The 13,695-nt window shown below is 60.2% G+C and carries 8 protein-coding genes; 7 read left to right on the top strand and 1 reads right to left on the bottom strand.

What is annotated here, in order from left to right:
* The first annotated feature begins 51 nt into the window (after positions 1-51).
* The 4 genes from E5161_RS06045 (at position 52) to E5161_RS06030 (ending at position 4,513) form a co-directional block, all read left to right on the top strand.
* The gene (locus E5161_RS06045; RefSeq protein WP_136776806.1) at positions 52-816 is read left to right on the top strand and encodes a 16S rRNA (uracil(1498)-N(3))-methyltransferase; all 765 of its coding nucleotides are present in this window, start codon (positions 52-54) and stop codon (positions 814-816) included.
* A 3-nt stretch (positions 817-819) separates the two neighbouring features.
* On the top strand, positions 820-2,169 hold the full coding sequence (gene mtaB, locus E5161_RS06040; RefSeq protein ID WP_136776805.1) for a tRNA (N(6)-L-threonylcarbamoyladenosine(37)-C(2))-methylthiotransferase MtaB: 1,350 nt from the start codon (positions 820-822) through the stop codon (positions 2,167-2,169).
* A 481-nt stretch (positions 2,170-2,650) separates the two neighbouring features.
* Positions 2,651-3,097, top strand: a complete 447-nt coding sequence (locus E5161_RS06035; protein WP_136776804.1) for an NUDIX hydrolase — start codon at positions 2,651-2,653, stop codon at positions 3,095-3,097.
* Between the two features lie 42 nt (positions 3,098-3,139).
* The gene (locus tag E5161_RS06030; protein ID WP_136776803.1) at positions 3,140-4,513 is read left to right on the top strand and encodes a class I SAM-dependent rRNA methyltransferase; all 1,374 of its coding nucleotides are present in this window, start codon (positions 3,140-3,142) and stop codon (positions 4,511-4,513) included.
* Between the two features lie 109 nt (positions 4,514-4,622).
* On the opposite strand, the gene E5161_RS06025 is transcribed toward E5161_RS06030, so the two are convergent.
* Entirely contained in the window at positions 4,623-5,600 is a 978-nt protein-coding gene (locus E5161_RS06025; protein ID WP_136776802.1) for a Na/Pi cotransporter family protein, read from the bottom strand.
* A 206-nt stretch (positions 5,601-5,806) separates the two neighbouring features.
* Between E5161_RS06025 and E5161_RS06020 the strand changes: the two genes are divergently transcribed.
* From E5161_RS06020 to E5161_RS06010, 3 genes are all read left to right on the top strand, one after another.
* Positions 5,807-6,028: a hypothetical protein gene (locus E5161_RS06020; protein WP_136776801.1), complete on the top strand. Its 222-nt coding sequence runs from the start codon at positions 5,807-5,809 to the stop codon at positions 6,026-6,028.
* A 150-nt stretch (positions 6,029-6,178) separates the two neighbouring features.
* Entirely contained in the window at positions 6,179-9,718 is a 3,540-nt protein-coding gene (addB, locus tag E5161_RS06015; RefSeq protein WP_136776800.1) for a helicase-exonuclease AddAB subunit AddB, read from the top strand.
* Positions 9,715-13,689, top strand: a complete 3,975-nt coding sequence (locus tag E5161_RS06010; protein WP_136776799.1) for a UvrD-helicase domain-containing protein — start codon at positions 9,715-9,717, stop codon at positions 13,687-13,689. Before addB ends, E5161_RS06010 begins: the two co-directional genes overlap by 4 nt.
* Positions 13,690-13,695 lie beyond the last annotated feature (6 nt).

The following is a 13,695-nucleotide window of genomic DNA, read 5'->3' as shown; positions in this document are numbered from 1 at the left end:
GCTCAACAAGTTATGATGGAGGATGGACGTTTCAGCGGGAGGCTTTGAGACATGCAGCGTTATTTCGTACAGCCGGAACAAATGACGGAAGACTCCGTGACGTTGACCGGCGAGGACGCCCGTCATCTGGGATCCGTCATGCGCGCCAAGCCGGGGGATGAATTCATCGCCTGCGACGGCAGCGGACGGGATGTGCTGGCGAAAATATCGGCAGTCGGCAAAGAGGCGGTTCTCGCGGCTATCGTCCAAGTGCTGACCGGCTCGGCGGAGATGGCTTGGCGGGTAACGGTCGCTCAAAGCCTGCCCAAAGGGGACAAGCTCGAGACGGTCATCCAGAAAGGGACGGAAGCGGGAGCGTTTGCTTTTCAACCGTTTCTCTCGCGCCGTACCGTCGTGCAATACGACGAGCGCAAGGAAGCCAAGCGGCTGGACCGGTGGCGCAAAATTGCCAAAGAAGCCGCGGAGCAGAGCCACCGAAGCCGGATTCCGGAAATTCGTCCGGTATGCGGGTGGAAAGCGTTGATCGGCCAATTTTCTTCCTATGATCTCGTATTGTTTTGTTACGAGGAAGAAGGACGGACCGGCCAAGGGCTGCGTCCGACGCTTGCCGATTTTCACGGAAAAACGAAGGGGCAGTCGCCAAGTGTGCTGCTCGTCGTCGGACCGGAAGGCGGATTTGCACAAGAAGAAGCGGAAGAAGCTCAAGCCGCCGGAGCCGTTCCGGCCGGGCTGGGCAAACGAATATTAAGAACGGAGACGGCGGCGCTGTACGCGCTCGCCTGTCTGGCTTACGAAGCCGGAGAGATGGGAGGATAACCGATGCCTAGCGTGGCATTTTATACATTGGGCTGCAAAGTCAATTTTTACGATACCGAAGCGATGTGGCAGCTGTTCAAAAACGAAGGCTACGAGCAGGTGGATTTCGAGACAACGACGGCAGACGTCTACGTCATCAATACGTGTACGGTCACGAACACGGGCGACAAAAAAAGCCGCCAAATTATTCGCCGCGCCGTACGCCGCAATCCGGATGCCGTAGTCGCGGTGACAGGCTGCTACGCCCAGACTTCGCCCGCGGAAATCATGGCGATTCCCGGGGTTGATCTGGTCGTCGGAACACAAGACCGCGAAAAGCTGATGGACTTTGTGGCGGACATTCAAATCAATCGCCGGCCGGTGAACGCCGTGCGCAATATCATGAAGACGCGCGAATTCGAGGAACTGGATGTACCGGATTTCGCCGAGCGTACGCGTGCGTTTCTGAAAATCCAGGAAGGCTGCAACAACTTCTGCACCTTCTGCATCATCCCCTGGTCCCGTGGACTGTCCCGCAGCCGCAAGCCGGAGAGCGTGCTGAACCAAGCGCGCCAGCTCGTGGCGTCCGGCTACAAGGAAATCGTGCTCACCGGGATTCACACGGGCGGTTACGGCGACGATCTCGAAAATTACCACCTGTCCGACCTGCTGCAAGATTTGGATAAGATCGAAGGACTGGAGCGCATCCGCATCAGCTCGATCGAAGCGAGCCAAATCGATGACGAAATGATCCGCGTGCTCAACTCCTCGCCGAAAATGTGCCGCCATCTTCACATTCCACTTCAGGCGGGTGACGACGAGATTTTGAAGCGCATGCGGCGCAAGTACACGACCGCCGAGTTTGCCGAGAAAATCGCGCGAATCCATGAAGCAATGCCCGGCGTCGCAATCACGACGGACGTCATTGTCGGCTTCCCCGGGGAAACCGAGGAACAGTTCGAGAACGGCTACCGGTTCATGCAGCAAATAGGGTTTGCGGAGATGCACGTGTTCCCTTATTCGAAGCGTACCGGAACACCGGCCGCGCGGATGGACGATCAGGTGGACGAGGAGCTGAAGCACGAACGCGTGCACAAGCTGATCGAGCTGTCCGAGCAAATGCAGGCGGCATACGGCCGTGAGTGGCTGGGCCGCGAGCTGTCCGTCATTCCGGAACGGGAAGCCAAAGGAGCCGAAGGCCAAGGGCTGTTGTCCGGCTATACGGACAACTACCTGAACGTCGTGCTGAACGGGGATCCTTCGCTGATCGGCAAGCTTTGCCGCGTCCGCATCACCGATTCGGGCGTCAACGAATGCCGCGGCGAGCTGCTGCACGTGGAGGAAGATACGCGGGAAGCTGCGCTGCAAGCATAATCACCGAGGAAAGATTTCATCCGGAAGGATGGAATCTTTTTTTTCGGGGTGGTCGGGAACGCGCAGATGTAGGTTAGTCTCATTGACTTACAAACGCCAGCCCCTCCAATTAGTAGCTCACCGCTACCAGTTCCCGCCGAATGGGCGACCGCGAATAGTAGCTCTCTGCTACTTGTTCCCGTCGATTGGGCGGGCTGTGACTGCGAATAGTAGCTCTCTGCTACTTGTTCCCGTCGATTGGGCGGCCGTCGACTGCAAATAGTAGCGCTCTGCTACTTGTTTCCGTCGATTGGGCGGCCGGCGACCGCGATTAGTAGCGCTCTGCTATTAAATCCCGCCGAATGGGTGGTCGTCGACTGCAAATAGTAGCGCTCTGCTACTTGTTTCCGTCGATTGGGCGGGCAAACCCGAACGTACTTAGCGACCACGCAAAACGAGTTACTTTTGGAGGATTATTGTTACATAGGGGGTTCGACTTAACATGAAAGAGATTTCCGCAGGCGGCGTCGTGTACCGAAACCGGAACGGCTCGCTGGAAATTCAAATGATTGAAGACCGGTTCGGCAAAATGACACTGGCGAAAGGTAAGATGGAGCCGGGGGAAACGGTCGAGCAAACCGCGCTTCGCGAAATTTTGGAGGAAACGGGAATTGCCGGCCGGATTGAAGCACCTCTTTGCGTCGTCGGTTATCAATATGATGCCGGTGAGCGGGGCACAGTGGAGAAGGAAGTTCATTATTATTTGGTCGAGGCGGAAGAGGGACAGCTGCAAGCGCAAGTGGAGGAAATCTCCGGAGTCGCCTGGTACTCTCCTCAAGACGCATGGCAGCTGCAGCTGTCGTCCGGCTATGACAACAACCGGGAAGTATTGGCGAAGGCTCTCGCCCGGCTCGGAATCGAAAGCGTCGGCTCAGCGTTTGGGCTATAATGGAAAAGTGAGCCGTTACATGAGAAAGGCGTGATCTTACCTATGACGAATCAACCCCGCGCGGTGTTGACCCGCACCAGACGGCCCCGGCTGGAAGAAGGGCATCCGTGGATTTATGCCAACGAAATCGAACGCTGGGAAGGAGAGCCTGAGCCGGGCGGACTGGCCCAGGTGACCGATCATAAAGGGAAATTTCTCGGAATCGGCTTCGTCAATCCGGCTTCCCAAATCACCGTGCGCATCGTCTCCTATAAGCCGCTTGAAGCGATGGATGCGGAATTTTTCCGCCGCCGCTTCGAATGGTGCGCCACTTACCGAGACCGTTTTGTCGGAGCGGAGGAATCGTGCCGCGTCGTTTATGGGGAAGCGGACTTTTTACCCGGATTGATCGTGGACCGGTTTGCCGACGTGCTGGTCGTGCAAGTATTATCTCTCGGCATGGAGGTAACGCGCGACGTCTGGCTTCCGGTGTTGGTGGAGGTGTTTCGCCCCAGCGGCGTATATGAGCGCAGCGATGTCGGCGTGCGTACGCTCGAAGGACTGGAGGAGCGCACAGGGGTATTGTACGGTGAATGCCCAAGACATCTGGAGATTCTGGAAAATGGGCTGCGAATCGAGGTCGATATCGAGGGCGGGCAGAAAACAGGTTATTTTCACGACCAGCGGGAAAACCGCGCATCGATCGCCCCGCTCATGAAAGGCTGGGGCGTTAGAAGCGGGATCCGGCTTGAAGAACGGGACACGGAGGACGGCTCGCGTCTTGTGCCGGTCAATCCGAACGGCAAGGTGGTGTCGTTCCCTTACTGGGATGGGGCGACCGTGCTGGAATGCTTTGCGCATACGGGCAGCTTCACCTTGCACGCATGCCAATACGGCGCGAAAAAAGTAACCTGTCTGGACGTTTCGGCTCACGCCATCGAAACCGCCAAACGCAACGTCGCGCGCAACGGGTTCGACGACCGCGTGGAGTTCGTCGTGGAAGACGCGTTCGAATATTTGCGCCGGCAGGTGGCGGGCCGCGACGAGCGGACGGCGAGAGCGCAAAAAGGGACGGATACGTCAAAGCCGCTTACGGCGGAAGGCCGGACTTGGGACGTCATTATTTTGGATCCTCCGGCTTTCGCCAAAACGAAACGAGCCGTGCCCGGCGCTGTGCGGGGCTATAAAGATATCAATCTGCACGCCATGAAACTCCTCAACGAAGGCGGGTTTTTGGTCACCGCGAGCTGCTCTTACCATGTGCGGCCGGATTTGTTTCTGGATACGATTGAGGAAGCGGCGCGCGATGCGGGCAAAATTATCCGCCTGATCGAATGGCGCGGAGCCGGGAAAGATCATCCCCAGCTGGCGGGCGTCGAGGAAGGCCACTATTTGAAGTTCGGCATCTTTGAAGTTAGAAGCCGGGACCAGCTGTAAAATCGGAAACGCCGGAGTCCGCTTGGACGAAACCCGGCGTTTTTTTGTTGCGGACTCTGCCATATGCAGATGAATCGTCGATAAGAAATAGACAAGCTCTAATTGCAATTCACGATCTCCGTACTGCCCATCTGCCCCAGCCCCGCCAGTAGGCCAGCGGCAACGCCAGTATAGAGCAGGCCACGTTGAAAATCGTTTGTGCGTGTGCAATCTGCGAGGAGGCGTCATCGGGCGCGATCAAGGCGGCCGAGCTGTGCAGCAGCGGCATCAGCGGGAAAAAGAGCGCCGCACCGGCCACATTCAGCGCAAGCTGGGAGAGCGCGACGAAGCGTCCGCCCGGACCGCCGCTAAGCGAGGCTACGAGCCCGGTGAAACAAGTGCCCACGTTGGCGCCGAGTACGATGGCGATGCCGGTTTCCGGCGACATCGCGCCGGTTGCCGCCAGGCCCATGGCCATCGCTATGACGGCGGAGCTCGAGTGCACGACGGCCGTGAGCGCGGCTCCGCCGAGCATACCCCATACGGGATTGGCCGAGGCGTGATCCATGAGCAACAGGAACGTTCCGCTCTTTTGCAGCGTAGGACCGATTCCGAGTAAGATTTGAAAGCCCAGCAGCAGCAATCCGAACCCTGCCAAGGCCACCGACGCATACCGCAAAGACAGCATCCCCCCGGCAGGACGAGCGGCAGAGGAGCTCATTTCTCCTCTCATCGCCGTCCATATCCAGCCTGCGCACGAAATGCCCAACACCGCCCAGCCGTACCGGTGGATATGTAAACTCATTAACTCCGTCGTGAGACACGTTCCGACATTCGTGCCGAGAATAATCCCGAAGCTTCGCGCTCTGCTCAGCCATCCGGCGTTCACGAAGCCGATTGTCAGCACGATGACGGCGGTGCTGCTTTGCAGCCCGGCCGAAGCCGCCGTTCCGAACAAAAATCCGCGAAGCGGCGTGGCCGTAGCCTTCTCGAGACCGGTTGACAACCGGTTGCCCGCCCATCGGCTCAGCGCCATTTCGGTCAGCATCATCCCTCCGATCAACAGCACAAAACCGGCGACCGACGCGAATAAAACACCTGCGAGCATGAACGTCCCCCTTTTCGCTGCGCACCCGTTATTTGAACGTATGCCCGTGAGGGACAAGGTATGTCGAGAGGGCGGGACGAACCTCGTTTCGATTGAGGTCTTTTATCGTTAAGAAATGGTAAGCGATCAATCGGCACATTTTGAACTCCTTGGCGATAATCTGATTACAAACTGTCGAATCGGGAAGATACAAGGGGGAAAATGATATGGTTCAAGATGTGATTTTATTCGGCAATCGAGCGGTTAGGCTGGACAATCGGACGCATAAACCGGAAAGCCGCAAGCGGCTGAACGACCGGGTGCGGGAACTCGCGTATGACCTTGAATTCAGGAGACGCTGGAAACAGGTGAAGACGATCGAGCTCTGGTCGGACGCCGCAATTTTCCACCTCCCAGACGGCACGAAATGGTACTTGAACATTTCTTGAAACGGGCCTTCGGGCCTGTTTTTTGTTGCCCTGGAACGGGGTGATGGCGGAAAGTGTTAACGGCGAACATCTGTGCGCCTCCCCTCGGTTATGGTACAATGACGGAGACAAATCTATCAGCGGAAAAGGCGTTAGGAGGAGGACACGGACATGTCTCTGCGGCTCGTGACGGGTCGTTCCGGGAGCGGGAAAACCCGATTCGGACTGGATGAAATCCGCGATCGGCTTCGGCAGGATCCCCAAGGCCATCCGCTTGTGCTGATCGTGCCGGAGCAGGCTACGTTTCAAACGGAATACGCGATGGTCACCACTCCGGGTCTCGGAGGATTTCTCAGGGCGCAAGTGCTCAGTTTTCGGCGGCTGGCGTTCCGGATCATGCAGGAGACGGGCGGTTTGGCCGTCATTCCGATTCACGATAACGGCAAAGCGATGCTTTTACATAAAGTGCTGGAAGCGCGTCGGGAACAGCTTCGGCTGTTTCGCGGGGGACCGTCGGAGACGGGACTCATTTCCCGGGTAAACGAATTGTTGACGGAATGGAAAAGGTACGGGATCACAGGGTCCCGCGTGGCGGAAGTGTCCGAACGGACGGCTGCCGTCGGCAGCGATGCGGATGCTCCATTGATTCCGGACAAGCTTCACGATTTATCCTTGATCTTCGAAGATATGGAACAAGAGCTGGCCGGAAAATGGATGGACGGAGAGGACATGCTGGCCCGTCTCGCTTCGGGCTGCGCGTCTTCGGAATGGGTGGCGGAAGCGGAAATTTGGCTGGACGGCTTTCACGGATTTACGCCGGGCGAATACGCCGTCGTGGAAGGCTTGCTGCGCCGTTCCAAACGCGTGACGGTGATGCTGTGCACGGACCGGCCCTTTGCGGCGGGCGAAAGACCGGACGAGCTGTCCACGTTCCATCAGACGGCGGAAACTTCGGCGAAGCTGTGCGAGCTGGCGGAAGCCGCCGGTGTGCCGGTCGAGCCTGCTGTTGTGTTGGAGCCGGATCTCGCTCCCCGATTTGCTTCGAATCCGATGCTGGCTTTTCTGGAGAAGAACTGGGATCGCCGGGACGTGTGGGACGGCCCGGCGGAACTGTTGAAGCCGGATCGTCCGGGCAGCGGAATATCGCTGCATGCCGCTTCCAACCGGCGGGCCGAGGCGGAAGCCGCCGCGAGGGACATGCTGCGGCGCGTCCGCGAGGAAGGCTGCCGTTGGCGGGACTTGGCGGTCTTTGTGCGCCGGATGCCGGATTATGCCGATTTGTTGTCGGCCGTTTTCTCGGATTACGGCATTCCTTTTTATTTGGACGGCAAGACCCCCGTCGCCCATCATCCGTTCGTGGAGTTCGTTCGATCGGCGCTGGAATGCGTAACCGGCGGCTGGAAAGCCGAAGCGGTGTTTCGCTGCGCGAAAACGGATTTGCTGGGCACGCCGGACCGGCGCATCAGCCGCGATGAAGTGGACCGGCTGGAGAACTACGCATTGGCGGCAGGCATTGACGGCTGGCGGTGGCATGATGACCGGGTATGGAGGCCGTTGTCGCGCGGCGATCTGGAGGACGAGGCGGCCAGCGGCACCGGGGAAGGCGGATCGGCCATGGCCCGGCTGCTGCAGGTCCGGGATGCTTTGCTTACGCCGCTCCGCGCGTTGGAGCAGCGCTTGAAGAAAGCCGGCTCGGTTCGCGATATGTGCGAGTCGTTGTACCGGTTTTTGGAACAAACGGGTGCGGCCGATTGGCTGGAGCGCCGCAGTCTCGAAGATAGGGAAGCCGGCCAGCCGGGACGCGCCGCGATGCATCGTCCGCTGTGGGACGGCGTCATGAATTTGCTCGACCAGCTTGTCGAGCTGATGGGCGATGCGAAGCCCGAGTCGGCCTTGTTCGCGGGGATGATCGATTCCGGTCTGGAAGAGATGAAGCTGGGTACGGTGCCGCCGTCTCTTGACGCCGTGCTGATCGGCAGTCCCGAGCGAACGCGTTCCGACCGCGTGCAAGTCGTCTATTTGCTTGGGGCAAATGACGGCGTGCTGCCGATGCGTATTCCGGAAAACGGCCTGCTGACCGAGACGGAGAGGGAGAAGCTGGCCGACAAAGGCATGCCGATGGCCCCGGGCGCGAGACGCCGTTTGCTGGACGAACGGTTCATGGCTTATTTGGCCTTCACGACGCCATCACGGCATCTGTGGATCAGCTGGGCGCTGGCGGATGACGAGGGACAAGGGATGCTGCCGTCGGAGTGGATCGGCCGATTGCGCCGTCGCTTTCCGGGCCTTCCGGTTCGGCTGGAGGCGGGCGAGCCGCAATTCGGCGATTCGGAGAAGGAGCAGCTCGCTTTTGCCGTTCCGCCGGGGCGTGCGCTCACGCATTTGCTGACGCGCCTTCGCCTGTTCCGGCAAGGAGAGCTTCCGGCTGCCGGCTGGTGGTCCGTTTACAATTGGCTTCGCGAGCAGCCGGAGTGGAGCGGCAAATTAAACCGGCTGCTCGCTTCTTTGCAATATACGAACGAGGAAAAACCGCTGTCCCCCGAAACGAGCCGGCTCTTATACGGCGATCGTCTGCTGGCGAGCGTATCCCGGATGGAGAGGTTCGTCGCTTGTCCGTTCCGGCATTTCGCTTCGCACGGACTGCGCCTCCACGAGCGGCGGCTGTACCGGGTCGACGCGCCGGACATCGGACAGCTGTTCCATGCGGCCCTTCGCCAAACGACGGAGAAGCTGTTCACGGAAGGGCCGGCGGCGGCCGATGCGGCACGCTGGCAGGCCGAGGCGGCGGCCGCGGTGGAGAGATTGCTGCCCAACGTGCAGTCGTCGATATTGCTCTCCTCGCACCGGCACGGCGTCATGGCCCGCAAGCTGCGGGAAATTGTGGCGCGTGCCTCCGCGATGCTGGGTGAGCAGGCTCGCTTGTCGGGCTTTAAGCCGGTCGGGCTTGAGCTCGGGTTCGGACCGGACGCCATACTGCCTCCACTTACACTTGATCTCGGAGCCGGGCGGGTGATGGATATCGCCGGACGGATCGACCGAGTAGATGCGGCAGAGACACCGGAGGGACTTTTGCTTCGGATTATGGATTACAAATCGGGTGCGGTGAAGCTGAAGCTGGATGAAGTGGCCCATGGCTTAACTTTGCAAATGCTGACGTATTTGGACGTGGTGGTCACCCACGCCCCGCATTGGCTCGGAAGGCCGGCGGAGCCGGCGGGCGTGCTGTACTTCCACGTGCGCAACCCGCTCATTCCGAGTGCGAACGGATTGTCCCCGGCAGAGGCGCAAGCCGCGATGCTCAAGCAGTTCCGCATGCAGGGACTGGTCCTCGCCGACGGAGAGGCTGTTAAGCTGATGGACCAATCGCTGCCGGTAAGCGCCAAGTCTTCGGTCATTCCCGTGGAATTTAAAAAAGACGGTTCGTTTTCCGCCCGGTCGCAGGTGGCGGACCGCAATCAGTGGCAAGTTCTCCGTTCTTCCGTGCGGGGGCAGATCAAGAAGATCGGCAAAAGAATCGTGGAGGGCGACGTGGCGATCGCGCCGTATCGTATGGAACGCCGCATCCCTTGCACGCACTGCGAGTTCCGGCCGGTGTGCCAGTTCGATCCGCAGCTGGACGGAAACGATTATCAGGCTTTGGCCAAGGCGGGAAGCCGGGATGAGCTGTGGCGGAGGCTCAGCGATAACGAGGAGAGGAGGGAGCCGTTATGAACCGAGAGCCGGGTTTATGGCCCGTGAAGCCGGAAAGCAGCCGCTGGACGGACGAGCAGTGGGCCGCCATCGCGGCGGAAGGCTCCCATTTGCTCGTTGCGGCCGCGGCCGGATCGGGGAAGACGGCGGTGTTGGTCGAGCGGATCATTTCGCGGATTGCGGATCCGGACCGACCGCTCAGCGTGGACGCTTTGCTGGTGGCCACCTTCACGAAAGCGGCGGCAGCCGAAATGAAAGAACGGATCCGGCACGCGCTGGAGGAAGCGCTGGAGAAAATGCCGGATTCGCGGCATTTGCAGCGCCAGCTGGCGCTGCTGTCCCGGGCGTCGGTCACGACGCTTCACTCGTTTTGTATGGAAGTGGTGGAGCGGTATGCGCCGCTGATCGGGCTCGATCCCGGCTTCCGGATCGCCAACGAGACCGAGGCGGAATTGCTCCGGATGGATACGCTGGACGAGCTGTTCGAGGAGACATACGAGAAAGAAGGCGAGTCCGGCACGCTGGCGCGATTGGCCGACCGCTTCGGCGGAGAGCGCAGCGACGAACCACTGCATCGTCTCGTGCTGGAGCTGCACGAATTCGCGGGCAGCCACCCGTGGCCGGAGCATTGGCTGCGTGAGATGGCGGCGCGATTCGACGTTCGGGATGCGGAAGAGTTAATTCGCTCCCTGTGGGTGCAGAGCTTGCGGCAAGACGCCCGGCTCCAGCTGCAAGGCGCCCTTCATCTTCTGCGCGCAGGTCTTCGGGTGTGTGGGGAAGCCGGCGGGCCGGCGCCCTACGCCGATACGCTGAGCGAAGACGCGGCAGCTCTGGAAGCATTGCTGGCCGCGCTGGACAGCGATACATGGACGACTTGGCAGTCCGCTTTCGCGGGCTGTTCGTTCGGGCGTCTGAAGCCGTGCCGGGGAGACGATTACGACCCGGCTTTGCAAGAGCGTGTAAAGGGCTTCCGCGACGCCGCCAAAAAAATTGTGGGGAAGCTGTCGGAAGAATGGCTGGTGCGCTCGCCCGAGCGGTATGCGGACGAAATGCGTCAGCTGGCCCCGGATATGGAGGCGCTCGCCGGGCTGGCCATCGAATTCGGGCAGCGCTATGAAACGGCGAAACGCGCCAAAGATTTGCTGGACTTCGGCGATTTGGAGCACTATGCGCTGCGCATTTTACGAGACCCGTCCTCCACGCCGGAGCAGCCCGTTCCTTCCGCCGCCGCGTTGGATTACCGGAACCGTTTTGCCGAGATCTATTTGGATGAATATCAGGACACCAACGAGGTGCAGGAAGCGATCGTCACGCTGATCGCCCGGTCCAATCCCGGCAACGTCTTTATGGTCGGGGACGTCAAGCAGAGCATTTACCGGTTCCGCTTGGCGGAGCCAGGTTTATTCATGGCCAAATACAAGCGATACGATATATGGACGCCGGAAATCGCGGACTCGGATTCACCCGAGGGGCTTCGCATCGATTTGGCCCGGAACTTCCGGAGCCGCCGGGAAATTTTGGAGTCGGTCAATCATGTGTTCCGGCTCATCATGCGGGAGCCGGTCGGCGAAATGAATTACGACCGCCGCGCGGAACTCATTTACGGGGAGGGTTATCCCGATTGGACGGCATCGTTCGTCTCCGACCCGGTGAACCATCGGGGCGTGGAGCTCATCGTCCTCGATCAAAGCTCCGCCGGTGCAGGCACGGAAGGCAGCGCAGGAGAAGGCGGCGCCATGGATTCCGGCGGGTCGCCGCGTCACCCGGATGCCGGAACCGAGGACAGCGAAGCTTCGGTCTCTGAAGGAGATTCCGAAGAGGAAGAACTGGAGACGGCGCAGCTGGAAGCCCGGTGTGTGGCGGGGGAAATCCGCCGGCTCATGGGGCAGGACGGCAGCGGTCATCCGCCGTTTTCGGTATATGACGGCAAATCCGGGTTGTACCGTCCCGTTCAATACCGGGACATCGTCATCCTGCTCCGTGCCGCGACATCGCTCGCTCCGGCTTATTTGGACGAATTGAAGGCCGCCGGGATTCCGGCTTACGCGGATTTGGCGACGGGGTATTTTGCGGCCACGGAAGTGGATGTGATGCTGTCGCTGCTCTCGGTCATCGATAATCCGCGGCAAGACATCCCGCTTGCGGGCGTGCTGCGTTCGCCCATCGTCGGCCTCTCGGCCGACGAGCTGGCGCAAATCCGGCTGTGCGACCGCCGGGGAGATTATTGGGATGCGGTCAAGGCGGCGGCAAAGACCGATTCGCTGCCCGGGAAGCTGCGGGGGACGGCGAAGGCTTTCACGGAGCAGATGTCCGCCTGGCGCGATTTTGCCAGGAGGGAGCCGCTAGGGGAGCTTCTTTGGTCGATCTACCGCGAGACCGGCTACTATGATTTTGTCGGCGGCATGCCGGGCGGTACGCAGCGGCAGGCCAACCTTCGCGCATTGGTGGACCGGGCCCGTGCTTACGAGAACTCCTCGCGTTTTCGCGGGCTGTTCCGTTTTCTTCGTTTTCTCGGACGCATGCGGGACACCGGCGCGGATTTGGGAGCGGCACGCGCGCTGGGCGAAGGAGAAAATGTCGTACGCATCGTCTCGATTCACAAAAGCAAAGGCCTCGAGTTTCCCGTCGTTTTCGCGGCGGGACTGGGGCGTACGTTTAACCGCAGAGATTTGAACGGCATGTTCTTGAAACATAAGCAGCTTGGCTTTGGTCCGCGAATGGTCGAGACGGATACGCGCGTCACGTACCCGACGCTGCCTCAACTCGCGATTCGGCGCCGGATGGCGGCCGAGATGCTCGCGGAAGAAATGCGGGTGCTGTATGTGGCGCTGACCCGTCCGAAGGAGAAGCTGTTCCTCGTCGGAACGAGCAAGGACGCGGCCAAGCAGTGGCAGCAATGGCAGGAGACCGCTTCTTTAGCCGAAGAAGGACTGCCCGATCACGCGGTGGCTTCGGCTTCCAAATATTTGGACTGGCTCGGACCCGCCGCTGTATTGGCCGGCGCCGAGTGGTCCTGCCGCGTTGTTCCAGCGTCCGCTTATACGCGGATGACGGCCGACGAGCCGAGTGCGGATCCCGCTTGGGACCGGCAGTGGAACGCGGTCATTTCGGGAGAACAGGCGGTTGTGCCGGACAACGAAGAAGAGCAGCGCATCCGGGCGGTCTTGTCGTGGACGTATCCTTATGAAGGGGCCTCGAAGTCGGCGGCCAAAACGTCGATTACGGCGTGGAAAAGAAGGCTGTCCGAGGAAGAAGCGGCGGCGGACTCGCTGTTTGCGGCTTCAATGGAGCCGGTGACGGACGCAGCGGACCGATCCGATGCCGAAGGCTGGAGCGAGGAGCCGGCGGACGCCGGGAACACATCTGCCGAAGCTGCGGCTGAGGCCGCTGCCGCGTCCGAGGTGCCGCGTGTTCGGTCCGAGCTCAGCTTCCGCTTGAGGCGGCCGCAATTTATGACGGAGAAGAAATTGACCCCCGCGGAAAGAGGCACAGCCTTTCACCTGGTCATGCAGCATCTTCCTCTCCAAGCCGATGTCGGCACGGAGGAGATTGCGGCGCTCCTGGACCGGATGGTCGAGCGACTGCTGCTGACGCCGGATCAGAGGGCGGCCGTTCAACCGGCCGATCTCGAGGCCTTTTGCCGCAATGCGCTGTTCGGTCGAATGTGCCGGGCCGACCGGGTATGGAGAGAAGTGCCTTTCACCTACGGCATTCCCTCCGACGTGATTTATGCCGCGGCAATGGCCGGCGGGTCGGATGAGACGGTGATCATCCAAGGGGTGATCGACTGTCTGTTCGCGGAATCGGACGGGCTTGTACTGGTCGATTACAAAACGGACGAGCTGAAAGGCCGAAGCGCGGCGGAAGCCGCGGAAAAGCACCGTTTTCAGGTGGAAAAGTACGGAGAAGCCGCAGGCCGCATTTTAGGCCGCCCCGTCACGGAAGCTTATGTCTATTTCTTTGACGGAGGACAGGCGGTCCGGCTTTGGTAGATTCGG

The organism is Cohnella pontilimi, from assembly GCF_005049045.1.
GTDB lineage: Bacteria > Bacillota > Bacilli > Paenibacillales > Paenibacillaceae > Cohnella > Cohnella pontilimi.
Note: the sequence above shows the minus strand (reverse complement) of the source record. Positions and strands in the feature narration are given on the sequence as shown.

What these genes read in the sequence shown, in the direction of transcription:
- E5161_RS06045 (WP_136776806.1), top strand. Translation starts at nt 52, where the DNA reads ATGCAGCGTTATTTCGTACAGCCGGAACAAATGACGGAAGACTCCGTG.
- mtaB (WP_136776805.1), top strand. Translation starts at nt 820, where the DNA reads ATGCCTAGCGTGGCATTTTATACATTGGGCTGCAAAGTCAATTTTTAC.
- E5161_RS06035 (WP_136776804.1), top strand. Translation starts at nt 2,651, where the DNA reads ATGAAAGAGATTTCCGCAGGCGGCGTCGTGTACCGAAACCGGAACGGC.
- E5161_RS06030 (WP_136776803.1), top strand. Translation starts at nt 3,140, where the DNA reads ATGACGAATCAACCCCGCGCGGTGTTGACCCGCACCAGACGGCCCCGG.
- E5161_RS06025 (WP_136776802.1), bottom strand. Translation starts at nt 5,600, where the DNA reads ATGCTCGCAGGTGTTTTATTCGCGTCGGTCGCCGGTTTTGTGCTGTTG.
- E5161_RS06020 (WP_136776801.1), top strand. Translation starts at nt 5,807, where the DNA reads ATGGTTCAAGATGTGATTTTATTCGGCAATCGAGCGGTTAGGCTGGAC.
- addB (WP_136776800.1), top strand. Translation starts at nt 6,179, where the DNA reads ATGTCTCTGCGGCTCGTGACGGGTCGTTCCGGGAGCGGGAAAACCCGA.
- E5161_RS06010 (WP_136776799.1), top strand. Translation starts at nt 9,715, where the DNA reads ATGAACCGAGAGCCGGGTTTATGGCCCGTGAAGCCGGAAAGCAGCCGC.